The 16,694-nt window shown below is 68.3% G+C and carries 15 protein-coding genes; 9 read left to right on the top strand and 6 right to left on the bottom strand.

Going from position 1 to position 16,694, the window contains the following annotated elements:
* Positions 1-210 precede the first annotated feature (210 nt).
* The 3 genes from QZ749_RS05840 to QZ749_RS05830 all read right to left on the bottom strand — a co-directional run bounded on the left by QZ749_RS05840 (position 211) and on the right by QZ749_RS05830 (position 3,131).
* Positions 211-1,491: a TRAP transporter large permease gene (locus QZ749_RS05840; protein ID WP_296944361.1), complete on the bottom strand. Its 1,281-nt coding sequence runs from the start codon at positions 1,489-1,491 to the stop codon at positions 211-213.
* Positions 1,488-2,054 carry a TRAP transporter small permease gene (locus tag QZ749_RS05835; protein WP_296944358.1) on the bottom strand — a complete coding sequence of 189 codons (567 nt, stop codon included), beginning with the start codon at positions 2,052-2,054 and terminating at the stop codon, positions 1,488-1,490. Before QZ749_RS05835 ends, QZ749_RS05840 begins: the two co-directional genes overlap by 4 nt.
* 72 nt (positions 2,055-2,126) lie before the next feature.
* The gene (locus QZ749_RS05830; RefSeq protein WP_296944355.1) at positions 2,127-3,131 is read right to left on the bottom strand and encodes a TRAP transporter substrate-binding protein; all 1,005 of its coding nucleotides are present in this window, start codon (positions 3,129-3,131) and stop codon (positions 2,127-2,129) included.
* Between the two features lie 122 nt (positions 3,132-3,253).
* On the opposite strand from QZ749_RS05830, the gene QZ749_RS05825 reads away from it, so the two are divergent.
* The 3 genes from QZ749_RS05825 to QZ749_RS05815 all read left to right on the top strand — a co-directional run bounded on the left by QZ749_RS05825 (position 3,254) and on the right by QZ749_RS05815 (position 6,529).
* Complete coding sequence (locus QZ749_RS05825) at positions 3,254-5,260, top strand: ATP-binding protein (protein ID WP_296944352.1); 2,007 nt, start codon at positions 3,254-3,256, stop codon at positions 5,258-5,260.
* Between the two features lie 73 nt (positions 5,261-5,333).
* Entirely contained in the window at positions 5,334-5,936 is a 603-nt protein-coding gene (locus QZ749_RS05820; RefSeq protein WP_296944349.1) for a response regulator transcription factor, read from the top strand.
* Between the two features lie 239 nt (positions 5,937-6,175).
* On the top strand, positions 6,176-6,529 hold the full coding sequence (locus tag QZ749_RS05815; protein WP_296944346.1) for a DUF3052 family protein: 354 nt from the start codon (positions 6,176-6,178) through the stop codon (positions 6,527-6,529).
* 4 nt (positions 6,530-6,533) lie between these two features.
* On the opposite strand, the gene queG is transcribed toward QZ749_RS05815, so the two are convergent.
* Complete coding sequence (gene queG, locus QZ749_RS05810; RefSeq protein WP_373896784.1) at positions 6,534-7,643, bottom strand: tRNA epoxyqueuosine(34) reductase QueG; 1,110 nt, start codon at positions 7,641-7,643, stop codon at positions 6,534-6,536.
* A gap of 90 nt (positions 7,644-7,733) precedes the next feature.
* Between queG and tsaE the strand changes: the two genes are divergently transcribed.
* The 3 genes from tsaE to QZ749_RS05795 all read left to right on the top strand — a co-directional run bounded on the left by tsaE (position 7,734) and on the right by QZ749_RS05795 (position 10,482).
* On the top strand, positions 7,734-8,219 hold the full coding sequence (tsaE, locus tag QZ749_RS05805; RefSeq protein ID WP_296944342.1) for a tRNA (adenosine(37)-N6)-threonylcarbamoyltransferase complex ATPase subunit type 1 TsaE: 486 nt from the start codon (positions 7,734-7,736) through the stop codon (positions 8,217-8,219).
* The gene (locus QZ749_RS05800; RefSeq protein WP_296944340.1) at positions 8,183-9,595 is read left to right on the top strand and encodes an N-acetylmuramoyl-L-alanine amidase; all 1,413 of its coding nucleotides are present in this window, start codon (positions 8,183-8,185) and stop codon (positions 9,593-9,595) included. Before tsaE ends, QZ749_RS05800 begins: the two co-directional genes overlap by 37 nt.
* 65 nt (positions 9,596-9,660) lie before the next feature.
* Positions 9,661-10,482 (top strand): D-hexose-6-phosphate mutarotase, encoded by an 822-nt coding sequence (locus QZ749_RS05795; RefSeq protein ID WP_296944338.1) that lies wholly within the window; start codon positions 9,661-9,663, stop codon positions 10,480-10,482.
* A gap of 133 nt (positions 10,483-10,615) precedes the next feature.
* Here QZ749_RS05795 and QZ749_RS05790 read toward each other — a convergent pair whose 3' ends face one another.
* Both QZ749_RS05790 and QZ749_RS05785 read right to left on the bottom strand, forming a co-directional pair.
* Entirely contained in the window at positions 10,616-11,725 is a 1,110-nt protein-coding gene (locus QZ749_RS05790) for a carbonic anhydrase (protein WP_296944336.1), read from the bottom strand.
* A gap of 165 nt (positions 11,726-11,890) precedes the next feature.
* Positions 11,891-12,535, bottom strand: a complete 645-nt coding sequence (locus QZ749_RS05785) for a VTT domain-containing protein (RefSeq protein ID WP_296944333.1) — start codon at positions 12,533-12,535, stop codon at positions 11,891-11,893.
* A 158-nt stretch (positions 12,536-12,693) separates the two neighbouring features.
* Between QZ749_RS05785 and QZ749_RS05780 the strand changes: the two genes are divergently transcribed.
* From QZ749_RS05780 to miaA, 3 genes are all read left to right on the top strand, one after another.
* Entirely contained in the window at positions 12,694-13,620 is a 927-nt protein-coding gene (locus tag QZ749_RS05780) for a peptidylprolyl isomerase (protein WP_296944331.1), read from the top strand.
* Positions 13,621-13,730: 110 nt separating this feature from the next.
* Positions 13,731-15,716 (top strand): DNA mismatch repair endonuclease MutL, encoded by a 1,986-nt coding sequence (gene mutL / locus QZ749_RS05775; RefSeq protein WP_296944329.1) that lies wholly within the window; start codon positions 13,731-13,733, stop codon positions 15,714-15,716.
* A 2-nt stretch (positions 15,717-15,718) separates the two neighbouring features.
* Entirely contained in the window at positions 15,719-16,681 is a 963-nt protein-coding gene (gene miaA, locus QZ749_RS05770; protein ID WP_296944326.1) for a tRNA (adenosine(37)-N6)-dimethylallyltransferase MiaA, read from the top strand.
* Positions 16,682-16,694: the final 13 nt, after the last annotated feature.

The following is a 16,694-nucleotide window of genomic DNA, read 5'->3' as shown; positions in this document are numbered from 1 at the left end:
TTCCGGCCACTCGGTCAATGCCGGCAGCATCTGTTAAACGTGTGTCTCCTCCAAAATTTTGTCCGGTAATGGATTACCGTTTTCTTCTTCCTCTCCCCAAAACTACATTCTGTCCGCTTCGAATGCACCGTCGTGGTACCAAAGGTGCTCCATCATAACGCATTCGAATAAGAAAAACGTAGTTTTTTATATACATTCACGAAATATATCTCAGCTATAAATGAGGCGAGGGAGCCATAAAGAGATCGCCGGAACGTAGGTTATTAACAACAGGAAACCAATCATCGTCAGCAGCCAGGGCATCACGGCGACCGTCAACTCCGAGATGCCCATCTTGGTGATGCCCGAGGCGACATACAGGTTCAGGCCCACCGGCGGATGGCACATGCCCACTTCCATGTTGACGACGATCAGGATACCGAAGTGGATCGGATCGATGCCGAGCTGCATCGCCACCGGGAACAGGATCGGGGCCATGATCAGGACGATCGACGACGGCTCCATCACATTGCCCGCCAACAGCAACAGGATATTGACGACCAGCAAGAAACCGATCGGTCCCAGCCCCTGCCCGGTCAGCCAGCTCGCCATCGTCTGCGGGACGTTCTCGCTGGTCATCAGGAAGGAGAACAGGACGGCGTTGGTGATGATGTACAGCAGCATCGCCGACATCGCGGCCGAATCCAGCAGCACCTTGCCGACCTGCTTCAGCTTCAGGTCCTTGTAGACCCAGACCGCGATGACGAAGGCGTACACGGCGGCCATGGCGGCGGCCTCGGTCGGCGTGAAGATGCCGCTGTAGATGCCGCCCATGACGATGACGATCAGGATCAGGCCCCAGGCGCTCTTGCGGAACGCGGTCCAGCGCTCGCCCCAGGTGGCGCGCGGCAGGCGCGGGTAGTTGTGCTTGCGCGCCAGCACCCAGGTCGTCAGGCCCAGCAGGAAGGCCAGCATCAGGCCCGGCACCACGCCCGCCATGAACAGCTGGCCGACCGAGGTGTTGGTCGTGACCGAGTACATCACCATCACGATCGACGGCGGGATCAGGATGCCGAGCGCGCCCGAGGTGGTGATGACGCCGGCGCCGAAGCGCTTCGGGAAGCCCTGCTTGACCATGGCCGGCAGGATGATCGAGCCGATCGCCACCACGGTGGCGGGGCTGGAACCCGAGACGGCGGCGAACAGCGCGCAGGCGAACACGCCGGCCAGCGCCAGGCCGCCGTGCCAGTGGCCCACCAGCGAGCTGGCGAAGTTGATCATGCGCCGCGCGACCCCGCCGTGGGTGAGGAAGTTACCGGCCAGGATGAAGAACGGGATCGCCATGATCTCGAACTTCTCGATGCCGGTGAATAGCTTCATCGCGACCGAGGAAATCGGCACGTCGGTCATGGTGAACAGGAACGTCAATACCGTCAGGCCCAGCGAGATCGAGATCGGCATCCCGGTCAGCATGAGCAGGATCAGCAGCACGAAGATGATGGCGGCGTTCATGCGGCACCCCGCGCTTCCTTGATCTCGTCTTCCAGCCCTTCCACGAAGGAATGGTCATGGCGCGGCAGCTCGCCGGTGCGCACGAAGTGCCAGGCCACCTGCAGGAAGCGGAAGCACATCAGGTAGGAACCGAGCGGCACGGCCAGGTAGACGATCCACATCGGCACTTCCAGGTCGGCCGAGGTCTGGTCGGTGCCGGCCATGTGCAGCACGAAGTTCGCGCCCAGCGTGCCGACGATGCCGGTGAACAGCGCGCCGGCCAGCAGGCCGAACACGATGAACTTGTCGCGCCAGCGGTCCGACAGGCGGTTGATCAGGACGTCGACGCCGACGTGGATGCCGGTGCGCACGCCGTAGGCGGCGCCGAACTTGGCCATCCAGACGAACATGTAGATGCACAGTTCCTGGGCCCAGCTGGTGTTGAGGGTGATGAGCCAGTCCTGCAGGGCCGGGATCGGCAGGCCGGACAGGTAGCGGTGTACCACCGCGATGAAGATGACGAAGGTGGCGCCGGCCATCAGGCTGGCGATGATCCACTCTTCCAGGCGATCGAGGATTTTCATGGGCGTAGGGGCGTGCGCCGGCGGGGCCGTGTCCGTGGGGACGCGGCCGCGCCGGCGTGCCGGCTGGTCGGGTTAGCGGATGGCGGCGGTGGTCTTGTTGATCGCGTCGATCAGGTCCTTGCCGATGCGGCCTTCCATCTGCTTCTGGACCGGCTGCAGCGCCTTGCGCCATTCGGCCTGCTGCTGCGGGGTCAGGGTGTAGATGGTGGTCTTGCCGGCCTTGCGGATCGCTTCCAGCGCCAGGTCGTTGTCGCGCTGGGCGATGGCCTTCTCGTAGGTGGTGGCGTCGCGCATGGCCTGCTCCAGCTGGCCGCGCACGTCGGCCGGCAGGCCGTCCCAGAACTTCTTGTTGACGATGACGGCATAGCCCAGGTAGCCGTGGTTCGACACGGTCACGTGCTTCTGCACCTCATGCATCTTCTGGGTGTACATGTTCGACGGCGGATTCTCGGTGCCGTCCACCACGCCGGTCTGCAGCGCCTGGTAGACCTCGGAGAACGCCAGCACCTGCGGGTTGGCGCCGAGGGCGCGCATCTGCGCGTCGAGCACCTTGGAGCTCTGGATGCGCATCTTGAGGCCGCGGAAGTCGGCCGGCACCTGCAGCGGCTTGTTGGCCGACATGACCTTGAAGCCGTTGTCCCAGTAGGCCAGGCCGGTGATGCCCTTCGACTCCAGCTTCTGCAGCAGGCCCTTGCCGATCGGGCCTTCGGTCACGGCGTACAGCGCGGCCTTGGTCGGGAAGATGTACGGCAGGTCGAACGCCTCGAATTCCTTCACGCCCAGCGGGCCGAACTTGGCCAGCGACGGCGCCAGCATCTGCACCGCGCCCAGCTGCAGGGCTTCCAGTTCTTCCTTGTCCTTGTACAGCTGGCTGTTCGGGTAGACTTCCACCTTCACCCGGCCCTTGGTCAGCTTTTCCGCCAGTTCCTTGAAGCGTTCGGCGGCCTGGCCCTTCGGGGTGTCGGTCGCCACGACGTGGCTGAACTTGATGACGATCGGGGCCTGGGCCCAGGCGCCGGCATGCATGCCCATGGTTGCGACGGTGGCGAACGCGAGCGCGATGGCCTTGAATTTCATGATTGTCTCCTCCGGTGGAATTAATTTATGTTGTATTGACAATAATCAAACGGTCTGCCGATGATTTCTATTGTGGATAACCACAATAGCCGGCACAACGATAAAAGTATCACGTTGCTCGCATGAAAAGTCCATTTTCGATTCCCCGTCCGATTCCCGAAGGCCCGTGGCGCTGGCTGGTGCCCGTGCTGCTGGTGCTGCTGTTCCTGCTTGTGCTGCTGTGGCTGCCCTGGCAGGCGCGCCAGATGGAAAGCAACGAGCGCCAGGAACAGCTGATCGCCGACACGCTGTGGGTCGAGCAGACGCTGCGCTTCGAACTGGCGCGCAGCGAGGAAGCGCTGGCCACGCTGGGCGCCGACCTGGCGCTGACGGCGCCGCCGCCGGACGTGCTGCAGACCCGGCTGGCGCAGATGCTCAAGACCGGCCACGAGGTGCTGCGCGTGGTCTGGCTCGACGCCGACGGCAGGGTGCGCGCGATGCGCGGCATGGACCTGCCCGCCGCCGGCCTCACGCAATCCTCGCGCGAGGCGGCGGCGATGTCGCGCACCACGCGCACGGGCCGCTACAGCGATCCCTACGGCGCCACCGGCCTGATGCACGGCCTGGTCGACTTCCACCTGCCGCTGTACCACGGCCGCACCTACGCCGGCAGCCTGGTGGCCACCTACAACCTGCAGGTGCTGCTCGACGAGAACGTGCCCTGGTGGTTCGCCCAGGACAATGCGCTGTCCCTGCTCGACCGCGACGACCGCGTGGTGGCGCGCCGCGCCGCCGGCGGCCCCGGGCGCGGCGTCTACACGCACAAGCGCGCGCTCGACCTGCCCGGCGCCTCGATCGTGCTGGCCACCGACAGCGTCAAGGGCGCGCCCCGGCTGCTGCCCAACCTGCTGGTGGGCTCCGTCATCGTCCTGGCCCTGGGCCTGGTGCTGTCGCTGGCCGCGCTGTGGCGCCACATCGCGCGCACCATCGCCGCCGAGAACGCGCTGCGCCAGCAGATGGCCTTCCGCACCGCGATGGAGAATTCGCTGCTGACCGGCCTGCGCGCGCGCGACCTCGAGGGCCGCGTCACCTACGTCAACCCGGCGTTCTGCCGCATGGTGGGGCTGCCGGCCGAGGAACTGATCGGCAAGAAGCCGCCGATGCCCTACTGGGCGCCGGAGGCGATGGCCGACTACGAATACCGTTTCAAGAAGGTGCTGGCCGGCGAGGCGGTGCCGCAGTTCGAGACCGTGTTCCAGCGCCCGGACGGCGAGCGCGTGCCGGTGCTGGTGTTCGAGGCGCCGCTGGTCGACAGCGCCGGCCGCCACACGGGCTGGATGAGCTCCATGCTCGACATCACCGACCGCAAGCGCGCCGAGGAGCTGGCGCGCCAGCAGCAGGAAAAGCTCGAGACCAGCGCGCGCCTGGCCACGATGGGCGAGATCTCGTCGATGCTGGCGCACGAGCTGAACCAGCCGCTGGCGGCGATCTCCAGCTACACGGCCGGCGCCCTGAACGTGCTGGCGCGCGCCGGCGACGCGAACGGCACCGGCGATGCGGCGCCCGACACCGGCATGCTGCGGCGCGCGCTGGAGCAGGCCAACACCCAGGCGCGCCGGGCCGGCCAGATCATCCGCAGCGTGCACGAATTCGTCAAGAAGCGCGAGCCGCGCCGCGAGCGCGTGTCGATCCCGCAGGTGATCGACGGCATCCGCGCGCTGGTCGAGCTGCAGGCGCGCCAGAGCTACGTCACGCTGCAGGTCGACGTGCCGGCGCCGCTGCCGCCGGTGCTGGCCGACCGCCTGCTGCTGGAGCAGGTGCTGCTGAACCTGACGCGCAACGGCATCGAAGCCATGCAGGGCATCGACCCGGAACGGCGCGTGCTGCGCATCTCGGCCGCCGCCGAGCAGGGCCGGGTGGCGGTCTCGGTGACCGACAACGGCCACGGCATCCCGCCCGAGGTGGCCGAGCGCCTGTTCTCGCCGTTCTTCTCGACCAAGGCCGAGGGCATGGGCATGGGCCTGTCGATCTGCCGCACGGCGATCGAATTCCACGGCGGGACGCTGACCCACGCCGACAATCCGGGCGGCGGCACCGTGTTCACCTTCACGCTGCAGGAAGCGCAGGCGCAACAGGCCGACGCCGCCTGACCCCGCCGGACTGCGCAAGGGCGGCGCGTGGGCTAAAATACGGCGCAAAAACAGGCATACCCAGGAGACCCGCATGCTGCACATCGTCGACGACGAAGACGTCATCCGCGACGCCCTCGAATGGCTGGCGCAGTCGCGCGGCCTGCAGGCGCGTGGCTATGCGGGGGGCCAGGCCTTCCTCGACGCCATCGGCGCGCCGGCGACGGATGCCGACGCGCCCGATCCGCACGGCGAATGCGTGCTGCTGGACGTGCGCATGCCCGGCATGAACGGCATCGCCGTGTTCGACCAGCTGGTGGCGCGCGGCCTGCTGGCGCGCCTGCCGGTGATCTTCCTGACCGGCCACGGCGACGTGCCGATGGCCGTCGACTCGCTCAAGCGCGGCGCCTTCGACTTCTTCGAAAAACCCTTCAACGACAACCAGCTGATGGACCGCGTCGACGAGGCCCTGGGCGCGTCGCGCCAGGCCGCCGCCGCCGGCGCCGTGCGCGCGCGCCTGGCCACGCTGTCGGCGCGCGAGCGCGAAGTGCTCGACCTGATTCTTGCTGGCAATATGAACAAGGTGGTCGCCGACAAGCTCGGCATCAGCATGCGCACCGTCGAAGTGCACCGGGCGCACATCTTCGACAAGATGCAGGTCAAGACCGCGGTCGAGCTGGCCGGGTTATTGAAGTAGGGTCGGCATGCGAGGCCGGGGCCTCGGATGAAACATGCCTACCGGGCGCTTGCGTCTCGTAACCTTCTGGTGGGCACGGGGTGCCCACCCTGCGCGGAAAGGTTCCCGCCAGGCCCCACCCGTGCCCTGCCTTTCCCCCATTCGCTTGTAGAATCGACCTGAGCCAGCCGTGATCGACCTGGCCACGTCGAACAATTCTTTAGGGAATCCAGATGAGCGAAAAAACGATTGCAGACAAGATGTTCCTGAGGACCGCGAAGTCGATGCTGATCCTGAACGGCAGCGTCCATCCCGGCATGGTGGCCCAGATGCCCGCGCCACTGACCGCCAATGCGCAGGACCGGAACGACGTCGTGCTGCTGTTTGCGATGAACCAGAAGGAACTCGAACAATATTTCCCGGTCGCCAAGGAGCGCATGGGCGACAAGGGCTCGCTGTGGGTCGCCTACCTGAAGCAGACGGCGTCCAAGGCCACCGACATCAACCGCGATTCGATCGCTGCCTACGCCAAGGACAACGGCATCACCACCGTGGCGATCATCTCGATCGACGGCGACTGGTCCGCCCTGCGCATGAAACGCATCGAGATCTGATCCCTCAGGCGGCGCCGTGGCGCGCCAGCGCCCAGGCCACGTGCTCGCGCACCAGCGCCGACGGGTGCCCGGCGCGGGCGCGCAGGGCCGCCACGATGGCCGCGTCGCCGCGCGCCCCGTCGGCGGCATTGCCCAGGCCCACCGCCAGGTTGCGCAGCCAGCGCTCGTGGCCGATGCGGCGGATCGGGCTGCCCTCCATGCGGCGGTCGAACTCCTGCTCTTCCCAGCCGAACAGGGCCACCAGGCTGGCCTCGCCCAGGCCGTTGCGCTCGTCGAAATCGGGCAGCAGGCCCGTCTGCGCGAACTTGTTCCACGGGCAGGCCAGCTGGCAGTCGTCGCAGCCGTAGATGCGGTTGCCGATCAGGGGCCGGAATGCCTCGGGAATGCTGCCCTTCAGCTCGATCGTCAGGTAGGAAATGCAGCGGCGCGCATCCAGGCGGCCGGGCGCCAGGATGGCGCCGGTCGGGCAGGCCGCGATGCACGACGTGCACTGGCCGCAGTGGGCGCCGGTGGGGGCGTCGACCGGCAGCGGCAGGTCGACCAGGATCTCGCCGATGAAGAAGGTGGAGCCGGCCTCGCGGCTGAGCAGCAGCGTGTGCTTGCCGCGCCAGCCCAGTCCCGCCTTCTCGGCCAGCGGCAATTCCATCACCGGCGCCGAATCCGTGAACACGCGGTAGCCGTAGTCGCCGATGGCGGCGCGCACGCGCTCGGCCAGCTGCTGCAGGCGGTTGCGCAAGACCTTGTGGTAGTCGCGGCCACGCGCGTACACGGAGACCACGGCCGCCTGCGGGTCGGCCTGGCGCAGGCGTTCGCGCGCGCGCCAGTCGGCGGGCGTGGCGCGCGGCAGGTAGTCCATGCGCGCGCTGATGACGCGCACCGTGCCGGGCACCAGTTCGGCCGGCCTGGCGCGCTTCATGCCGTGGCTTGCCATATAATCCATCTCGCCATGGTGGCCGGCATCCAGCCAGGCCTGCAGGCCCGCCTCGTGGCGCGCCAGGTCGATGTCGGCGATGCGCACGTCGGCGAAGCCCAGCTCCCGTCCCCAGGCCTTGATGGACTGGACGAGCTGGTCGAGGTCGGGTTGCGGGGTCGGGGAAGAGGACGGCACGGACATGGCATGGACACGAGAACATCGCGCGCCGGGCCGCAAGCCGGGCGCGCGCAACATGACATTCTATTCGAAGCAGCCCACCCCATGCAGCCCATGCAGCGATCGACCGCCTTTCTTCCCGACGAATCCGCCACGCAGGCGCTCGGCGCCGCCCTCGCGCGCGCCCTGCGGCCGGGCCTCGTCATCTACCTGCACGGCGACCTCGGCGCCGGCAAGACGGCACTCACGCGCGCCCTGCTGCACGCGGCCGGCCACGCCGGCGCCGTCAAGAGCCCGACCTACACCCTGTCCGAGCCGTACCGCATCGCGCTGGACGGGCGTGCCGTCACCCTGATCCACTACGACCTGTACCGCATGGCCAGCCCGGAGGAATTCCTCGACGCGGGCTTTCGCGAAGACTTCGACGGCAACAACATCTGCATCGTCGAATGGCCGGAAAAAGGCGAGCCGGTGTTGCCGCCACCCGACGTGCGAATCTTGCTGGAAGTCAGCGGTCACGGCCGTGAGGTAGAATTGCAGGCGTTGTCCGACTTGGGCCTGCTATGCCTCGAACGCCTGCACTACCCCCCGACTCCCTGATTCCCGGTTCGCCGCAACGCCGCACGGCGCTCAAGGCCGGCGGCACCTTGCTGCTGTCGGTGCTCGCGTCGGCGCTGCCGCTGCCGGCCGGCGCCGCCCAGATCATGGCCGTGCGCGTCTGGCCGGCCGACGAGTACACGCGCGTCACGCTGGAAAACGACGGCGAACTCAAGGCCACCCACTTCATGGTGCCGGACCCGCCGCGGCTGGTCGTCGACATCGACGGCCTGGCGCTGAACGACACGCTCAAGAGCCTGGTCGCCAAGGTCGAATCGAACGATCCCTACATCAAGCAGGTGCGCGTGGGCCAGAACCGGCCCGGCGTCGTGCGCCTCGTGTTCGACCTGAAGGAAACGGTCAGGCCGCAGGTGTTCACGCTGGCGCCGGTGGCCGGCTACCGCCACCGCCTGATCTTCGACCTGTATCCGCTGCATCCGGTCGATCCGCTGTCGGCCATGATCGCCAAGGAAAACTGGAGCGGCGCCGCGCCCGCCACGCCGGCCCCGCAGCCGCAGCCGGGCGAGAGCAGCGTCGGCCAGGCCGGCCCGGACGCGATCGCCAAGCTCGAGGCCGACGCCGCGCGCGCCGGCCCGACGCCGGCGCCGGCCCAGCCGACCACGCCGCAACCGGCCGCCCCCGCCAAGGCGGCGCCGGGCCAGAAGGTGATGCGCATGGTGACCATCGCGCTCGACCCCGGCCACGGCGGCGAGGACCCGGGCGCCAGCGGCGCCAGCGGCACGCGCGAGAAGGACATCGTGCTGGCGATCGCCAAGCGCCTGAAGGGCAAGCTCGAAGACCTGCCGAACATGCGCGTGATGCTGACCCGCGACGGCGACTTCTTCGTCCCGCTCGGCAAGCGGGTGGAAAAGGCGCGCAACGTGCAGGCCGACCTGTTCGTGTCGATCCACGCCGACGCCTTCGTGCAGCCCACCGCGCGCGGTTCCTCGGTGTTCGTGCTGTCGGAAAAGGGCGCCAGCTCGACGGCGGCGCGCTGGCTGGCGGACGACCAGAACAAGGCCGACCTGATCGGCGGCGTCAACCTGGGCAGCCACGACAAGCAACTCGCCAGCGTGCTGTTCGACCTGTCGACGACGGCGCAGATCAACGACAGCATGAAGCTGGGCAAGGCGGTGCTGTCCGAGATCGGCGGCATCAACCGCCTGCACAAGGGGTCGGTCGAGCAGGCCGGCTTCGCCGTGCTGAAGGCCCCGGACATCCCGTCGATCCTGGTCGAGACGGCCTTCATCTCGAATCCCGAGGAAGAGGCGAAGCTGAAGGACGACGCCTACCAGAACCAGCTGGCCGATGCCATCGTCAAGGGCATCAAGCGCTACTTCGCGTACAATCCGCCGCTGGCGAAGAGCCGCATGACCTGATTGCACCCGGCGATCCTCCGCAGGCAGCCCGCCGCGGCGCGCCGGGCTACTGAGGAGGATCCATCGTGAACGCAACGACCATCCAATTCGGGCAATTGCCCGCCCTGCAGCTGCGCGCGCCGGACGGCGCCGAAGCCACCATCACCCTGTACGGCGCCCACCTGGTGTCGTGGAAACCCGCCACCACCACCGGTGCGCCGGGACCGGAACGCCTGTTCCTGAGCAGCCTGTCGGCGCTGGACGGCAAGCGCGCCATCCGCGGCGGCGTGCCCGTGATCTTCCCGCAGTTCGCCGAGCGCGGCAGTGGCACGCGCCACGGCTTCGCGCGCACCGCCACCTGGCGCGTGCGCGATAGCGGCGAGCGCGACGGCGCCGCCTTCGCCGTCCTGGCCCTGGCGCCCGCCGACCTGGCGCCGGACGCGGCCGCAGCCTGGCCGCATCCGTTCGAACTGCAGCTGCGCGTGGCCGTCCAGGGCGCCTGCCTGTGGATGACCCTCGACGTGCGCAATACCGGCACGGCCGCGTTCCCGTTCGCCGCCGCGCTGCACACCTACCACCTGGTCGAGGACGTGGAAGCGGTGCGCATCGACGGCGTCCAGCGCGAGACGCTGGCGATCGTCGACAAGCTGGACCAGGTATTCGAGGGGGTCCCGGGCGCCATCGTCTTCGACAACGGCGCCGACCGCCTGCAGCTCGAGCAGGCGGGTTTTGCCGACGCGGTGGTGTGGAACCCGGGCGCGGCCGACGCGGCGGCGCTGGCCGACATGGAAGACGAGGAGTACCGGCGCTTCGTGTGCATCGAGCCGGCGCTGCTGGGGCCACAGGTGCTGGAACCGGGCGGCAGCTGGCGCGGGGAGTACAAGGTGGGGCCGGCGTCGGCGGTGTGACCGGACGCGCAGTCGCGAAGGCCGGGTGGACGCGTGGACGAGGAACCCGTCCACCCTACCCGTCCCGCTGCCCGTAGGGTGGACGGCCATGCCGTCCACGCGGTCAACGAACGACGCCGGCGTGGCGCCTGGCTCAGTTGGATTCCTTGATCATCCGCCCCGCCGTCGGCTGCACCGGCCGCGCATTGAGCGGATACAGGCGCGCGAACAGCGCCATCTGCGCCGGCGACGCCTGGCGCGGCTGCTTGAACACGATCCACAGCACGCCTTCGGTGCAGGGCGGCTCGGTCAGCGATCCCATGTAGGTGAAGTAGTCGCGCTTTTCCGGCAGCGCATCCATCGGGTTGATCACGACGGCCGGCGCCACCACCTCGTTCTTTTCCAGCGGCAGGTTGTCCCAGACGGTCTGCATCAGGCCATGCGCCTGGCCGCGCTCGAGCAGCACGGCGACGATCGCGATCTTGCCGTCGTAGCTCTTGTGCACCATGTGCATCACCATTTCCGTGCCCTTGCCGTTGATGCGCTCTTCCGACGGGCGGTGGAAGTGGAACTGTTCCAGTTCGTAGGTCTGGTTGCCGACGGTGATGAAGTTGCCGCCGCCGACCGTCACCTGGATCGTGTGGCCGTTATTGACCTCGTTGAACGAGGACGGGTGGTAGTCGAAGCCGATCTGTTCCAGGTTGACCTTGAGGCCGTCGCGCAGGTCGATCGGCGACTGGCGGTTGCCGGTCGCGCACTTGGCCCAGTTGTCGTTGATCTTCGACCAGTTGGCCGGGCCGAGCTCGCCCTCGTACGACCACTGGGTGCCGCGCTTGGGCGCCGCCGCCAGGGCCGCGGCCGCGGCGGCCGCCCTGGTGGCGGCCTCGTCTTCCTGCCTGCGCTTCGCGTCGGCGGCCTTCTTCGCGTGCGCGGCGGCGCTGGCGCGCGCCTGCTGGCGCTCGCGCAGTTCGGCCAGGCGCTTGGCGATCTTTTCCGACAGCTCGACCTCGGCGTCTTCCTCGCTCTTCGGGCCGGCCGGCGCGGCCGCGCCGGCGCCGGCCGCGGTCGCCGCGGCGGCAGCGGCGAGCGCGGCCTTGTTTGGCAGCAGGTCGGGCTTCTTGCCGGGAGCGGGCAGCGATGCCGAGGCAGGCTTGGAGACGGAGGCCGCCAGCCTGGCGGCTGCCGAAGAGGCGGGCTCGTTCGCGCTTGCGCTCACGGCGATGCTGCAGGCGAGCAGGACGATCGGGGCGATCAGGTTACGCATGGATTCGAATGGAAATGCTGTCTCCTGCTTTAACGGCGTTACCGCCAGTAAACTTGAGGGTGAGACCGCAATCTATGCGCGTGTGATATATCTTGAAAGACAGCCTGTAAACGCACAGCGCGCCGGCAAGGCGGCGCGCTGGGGGACCGACGATGCCGCGCAGGGTCAGCGGCTGATCATGCGGCGGCCGAACTTGTACAGGCCGCCGAGCGCCAGCGGCACGACGGCGGCGCCGACGCCGACCAGCACGATCGTCGTCAGGTGGTCGCGCACGAACGGCATATTGCCGAAGAAGTAGCCGCCGGTCACCAGGCTGACGACCCACAGCAGCGCGCCGGTCACGTTGTACATCTGGAAGCGGCCGTGCGTCATTTCCGAGATGCCGGCCACGAACGGCGCGAAGGTGCGCACCACCGGCACGAAGCGCGCCATGATGATGGTCTTGCCGCCGTGCTTCTCGAAGAAGTCGTGGGTGCGGCGCAGCGCATCCTTGTTCAGCCAGCGATAGTCGTGCGTGAACACGCGGTGGCCGATCGCCTTGCCGATGTAGTAATTCAGGGTATTGCCGGTGACGGCCGCGATCACCAGCAGCGCCGTCAGCAGCGGATAACTCATCTCGCCCGTGGCGCAGAAGGCGCCCGCGATGAACAGCAGCGTGTCGCCGGGGAAGAAGAACAGGACCACGAGGCCCGTCTCGCAGAACACGATCGCGAACAGCACGATGTAGACGTAGACCCCGTATTGGGCCAGCAGGTCGCCCAGGGTTTTATCGACATGGAGGATCATGTCGAAAAATTGCATCAGATCCATAGTTATCCCAAATGGTAGCCCAGCATGATACCACCGTCCCATCCCGAATCGACCGGGGCTGGCCGTCCGGCGAAAAATTCTTTCCGGGCTTAAGTTTCAAATAAGTTATTTTCCAGATTACAATCTGACGCATATCAACTACTCGCGGCGACCCCACCATGAAGGCAATCCGGACGATCCACCGCACCCTGCTGCTGGGTGCCTGCGTACTGCTGGCCGGTGGCGCCGGCGCGGCCGACAAGAAGGAGCTGCCGCCGCGACCGAGCGTGGCGGACATCCTCAAGACGTCGAAGCCGACCGACTGGCGCGCGTTGGATCCCGACAACACGCTGTACATGGAGATGCCCTGGGGCCGCGTGGTGATCGAGATGTCGCCGGTGTTCGCGCCGAACCACGTCAGGAACATCAAGGCGCTGGCACGCAGCGGCTACTACGACGGCCTGGCCATCGTGCGCGTGCAGGACAACTGGGTCGTGCAATGGGCCGACCCGAAGGACGAGACGCCGGACGCGCGCCCGGTGAAGGGCGCGCAGAAGACGCTGAAGGCCGAGTTCACCGTGCCGATGGCGAACGACAAGCACTTCACGCGCCTGTCCGACGTGGACGGCTACGCGCCCCAGGTCGGCCATTCGGACGGCTTCCCGGTCGGGCGCGACCCGAAGACGGGCGAGACCTGGCTGGCGCACTGCTACGGCATGGTGGCCGTGGCGCGCGACAACGACGCCGACAGCGGCGGCGGCACCGCGCTGTACGCCGTGCTGGGCCCGGCGCGCCACCTGGACCGCAACCTGACGGTGGTGGGCCGCGTGATCTCCGGCATGCCGCAACTGGCGGCGCTGCCGCGCGGCCCGATGCCGATGGGGTTCTACGACAAGCCGGGCATGAACGTACCGATCACCTCGGTCAAGGTCGCCGCCGACGTGCCGCTGGCCGAGCGCAGCAAGTTCGAGGTGATGCGCACCGAGAGCGCCGTCTACCAGGCGGTCCTGGACGCCCAGCGCAATCGCGGCGGCTCGTTCACCAAGTACTCCGCCGGCTACCTCGACCTGTGCGCCGCCCCGATCCCGGTCCGCGAACAACCCTGACATCCCTCAAACCGGGGTCAGAGCCGGGGTCAGAGCCGGGCTCTGACCCCGGTTTGGCGAAAATCAAACAGGCGTGTTGGGGGCGATGGGCATCAAGCTATAATGGCTTGATGAACGCCCCGGTTTCTACTCATCGCCCCATCCAGCAGCTTCCCGACCAGCTCATTTCACAGATCGCCGCCGGCGAAGTTGTCGAAAGGCCATCGGCTGTCGTCAAGGAGCTGCTCGAGAACGCGCTCGATGCGGGCGCCACCCAGGTCACGGTCCGGCTCGAGGAAGGCGGCGTCAAGCGCATCGCCATCACCGACAACGGCAAGGGCATCCCGCCCGAGGAATTGCCGCTGGCCCTGGCGCGCCATGCGACGTCGAAGATCGCTTCGCTGACCGACCTCGAGAACGTGAACACGCTCGGCTTCCGCGGCGAGGCGCTGGCCTCGATCGCTTCGGTGGCGGCCGTCACGATCACCTCGCGCACGCGCGACGCGGCCCATGCGTGGGAAATCGTCGGCTCGCACCTGGGCACCGTGTCGCCGTCCTCCGGCCCGCACGGCACCACGATCGACGTGCAGGACCTGTATTTCAATACCCCGGCGCGGCGCAAGTTCCTCAAGTCCGAGCAGACCGAGTACGGCCACTGCGCCGAAGTCGTGCGCCGCATCGCGCTGGCGCGGCCGGACGTGTCGTTCAGCCTGTCGCACAACGGCCGCACCATCGACCACTGGAACGTCAGCGAAGCGGCCAAGCGCAGCGCCCAGATCCTCGGCAACGACTTCGGCGAGGCGCGCCTGCACCTGGACGAAGCGGCCGGCCCGCTGCGCCTGCATGGCTACGTCGGCCTGCCGACCGCGTCGAAGGCGCGCGCCGACAGCCAGTATTTCTACGTCAACGGCCGCTTCGTGCGCGACAAGCTGCTGGTGCACGCCGTCAAGGCCGCCTACGAGGACGTGCTGCACGGCGACCGCTTCCCGTCCTACGTGCTGGCCCTGGAACTCGATCCGGCCATGGTCGACGTCAACGTGCACCCGTCGAAGATCGAGGTGCGCTTCCGCGACAGCCGCGCGGTGCACCAGTTCGTGTTCCACGCCGTCCAGCGCGCGCTGGCCCAGACCTCGGCCACGTCGCACGGCAATGCGCCGGCCCCGATCAGCGCGGCCGAGATCGCGCCGTCCAGCACCTCGCTCGACCGCCTGGGCGGCCTGTTCGGCGCGGGCGCCGGGCGCGGCGCCGGCGGCAGCGGCTTGGGCGGTGGCGGCGGCGGCGCGGCGCCGGCCTGGCGCCGCCCGCACGAGCAGGCCTCGTTCGGCGCGCAACTGGGTTCGCCCACGTTCTCGCCCTCCCCGTTCCCGCCCGGCAGCCGCTGGGATGCGCCGGCCGGCGGCGGCGTGCCGCAGCGCACCGGCGACTACGGCGCCCTGTTCGCCGCGCCCAAGGACGGCGATGCGCCGCGCGCCGCCCAGGACGTGGCGCTCGACGTCGCCACCGCGCCCGCGTCCGACGACGACTTCCCGCTCGGCTTCGCCCTGGCCCAGCTGCACGGCATCTACGTGCTGGCGCAGAACCGCAAGGGCCTGGTGCTGGTCGACATGCACGCGGCCCACGAGCGCATCCTGTACGAGAAGCTCAAGAACGCGCTCGACGCCCAGGCCGGGGGCGAGCGGATGCAGGTGCAGCAGATGCTGATCCCGGTGACCTTCTTCGCCGACGCCATCGAGGTCGGCACCGCGCAGGAGGAAAGCGAGACGCTGCAGGCGCTCGGCTTCGACATCGCCGCGGTGTCGCCGACGACGCTGGCCGTGCGCGCCGTGCCGACGCTGCTGAAGAACGCCGACGCCCAGACGCTGGCGCGCGACGTGCTGCGCGACGTGCGCGAATACGGCGGCTCGCGCGTGCTGGTCGAGCGCCGCAACGAACTGCTCGGCACCCTCGCCTGCCACACGGCGGTGCGCGCCAACCGCATCCTGTCGGTGCCCGAGATGAACGCCCTGCTGCGCCAGATGGAAGCGACCGAGCGCGCCGACCAGTGCAACCATGGCCGCCCGACCTGGGTGCAGCTGGAGATCGCCGCGCTCGACAAGCTGTTCCTGCGCGGGCAATGACGATGGCGGACACGAACCAGCCGATGGCCGTGGCCATCATGGGCCCGACCGCGTCCGGCAAGACCGCCGCCGCCCTGGCGATCGCGCGCGCGATCCCGTCGGAAATCATCTCGGTCGACTCGGCGCTCGTCTACCGCGGGATGGACATCGGCACGGCCAAGCCGACGGCCGAGGAACTGGCCAGCGTGCCGCACCACCTGATCGACATCATCGACCCGCTCGACGCCTATTCGGTCATGCAGTTCCGCGAGGACGCGATCCGCCTGGTGGGCGAGATCGCCGCGCGCGGCCGGCTGCCGCTGCTGGTCGGCGGCACGATGATGTACTTCAAGGGCCTGGTCGACGGGCTGGACGACCTGCCGACGGCCGACGCGGCCCTGCGCGCCCGCCTCGACGCCGAAGCGGCGCGCATCGGCTGGCCGGCCATGCACGACAAGCTGCGCGCGCTCGATCCGGCCACGGCCGCGCGCCTGGCGCCGAACGACGCCCAGCGCATCAACCGGGCGCTGGAAATCATCGAACTGTCCGGCCAGCCGATGTCGGCGCTGCTGGCGCGGCGCGCCAGGCCGGCACTGCCGTTCGCGCTGGCATCGTTCGCGCTGGAACCGTCGGACCGCGCCGTGCTGCACCAGCGCATCGCCCTGCGCTTCGACCAGATGCTGGGCCGCAGCGACGACGCGGGCATCGTGGCCGAGACCGCACGCCTGCGCGCGCGCGGCGACCTGTCGCCGGCCCTGCCGTCGATGCGCTGCGTGGGCTACCGCCAGGCCTGGGAATACCTGGACGGCACGATCGACCGCGCCGGCCTGCGCGAGACCGGCATCGTCGCCACGCGCCAGCTGGCCAAGCGCCAGTTGACCTGGCTGCGTTCGATGCCGGAACGGATCGTGATCGACTGCCTGGGTCCGGATCCGGCCGGCGCCGTGCTGGCCCGCGTGCAGTCGTTGCGCGCCGGACACGGGTAGACAGAAACACCCG

The organism is uncultured Massilia sp. (assembly GCF_913773735.1).
Classification (GTDB): Bacteria; Pseudomonadota; Gammaproteobacteria; order Burkholderiales; family Burkholderiaceae_D; genus Telluria.
Note: the sequence above shows the minus strand (reverse complement) of the source record. Positions and strands in the feature narration are given on the sequence as shown.

Coding starts and splice junctions, on each gene's coding strand:
- QZ749_RS05780 (WP_296944331.1), top strand. CDS start 12,694: ATGAAGGCAATCCGGACGATCCACCGCACCCTGCTGCTGGGTGCCTGC.
- QZ749_RS05825 (WP_296944352.1), top strand. CDS start 3,254: ATGAAAAGTCCATTTTCGATTCCCCGTCCGATTCCCGAAGGCCCGTGG.
- QZ749_RS05785 (WP_296944333.1), bottom strand. CDS start 12,535: ATGGATCTGATGCAATTTTTCGACATGATCCTCCATGTCGATAAAACC.
- mutL (WP_296944329.1), top strand. CDS start 13,731: ATGAACGCCCCGGTTTCTACTCATCGCCCCATCCAGCAGCTTCCCGAC.
- QZ749_RS05820 (WP_296944349.1), top strand. CDS start 5,334: ATGCTGCACATCGTCGACGACGAAGACGTCATCCGCGACGCCCTCGAA.
- tsaE (WP_296944342.1), top strand. CDS start 7,734: ATGCAGCGATCGACCGCCTTTCTTCCCGACGAATCCGCCACGCAGGCG.
- miaA (WP_296944326.1), top strand. CDS start 15,719: ATGGCGGACACGAACCAGCCGATGGCCGTGGCCATCATGGGCCCGACC.
- QZ749_RS05790 (WP_296944336.1), bottom strand. CDS start 11,725: ATGCGTAACCTGATCGCCCCGATCGTCCTGCTCGCCTGCAGCATCGCC.
- QZ749_RS05800 (WP_296944340.1), top strand. CDS start 8,183: ATGCCTCGAACGCCTGCACTACCCCCCGACTCCCTGATTCCCGGTTCG.
- QZ749_RS05840 (WP_296944361.1), bottom strand. CDS start 1,491: ATGAACGCCGCCATCATCTTCGTGCTGCTGATCCTGCTCATGCTGACC.
- QZ749_RS05830 (WP_296944355.1), bottom strand. CDS start 3,131: ATGAAATTCAAGGCCATCGCGCTCGCGTTCGCCACCGTCGCAACCATG.
- QZ749_RS05835 (WP_296944358.1), bottom strand. CDS start 2,054: ATGAAAATCCTCGATCGCCTGGAAGAGTGGATCATCGCCAGCCTGATG.
- queG (WP_373896784.1), bottom strand. CDS start 7,643: ATGTCCGTGCCGTCCTCTTCCCCGACCCCGCAACCCGACCTCGACCAG.
- QZ749_RS05815 (WP_296944346.1), top strand. CDS start 6,176: ATGTTCCTGAGGACCGCGAAGTCGATGCTGATCCTGAACGGCAGCGTC.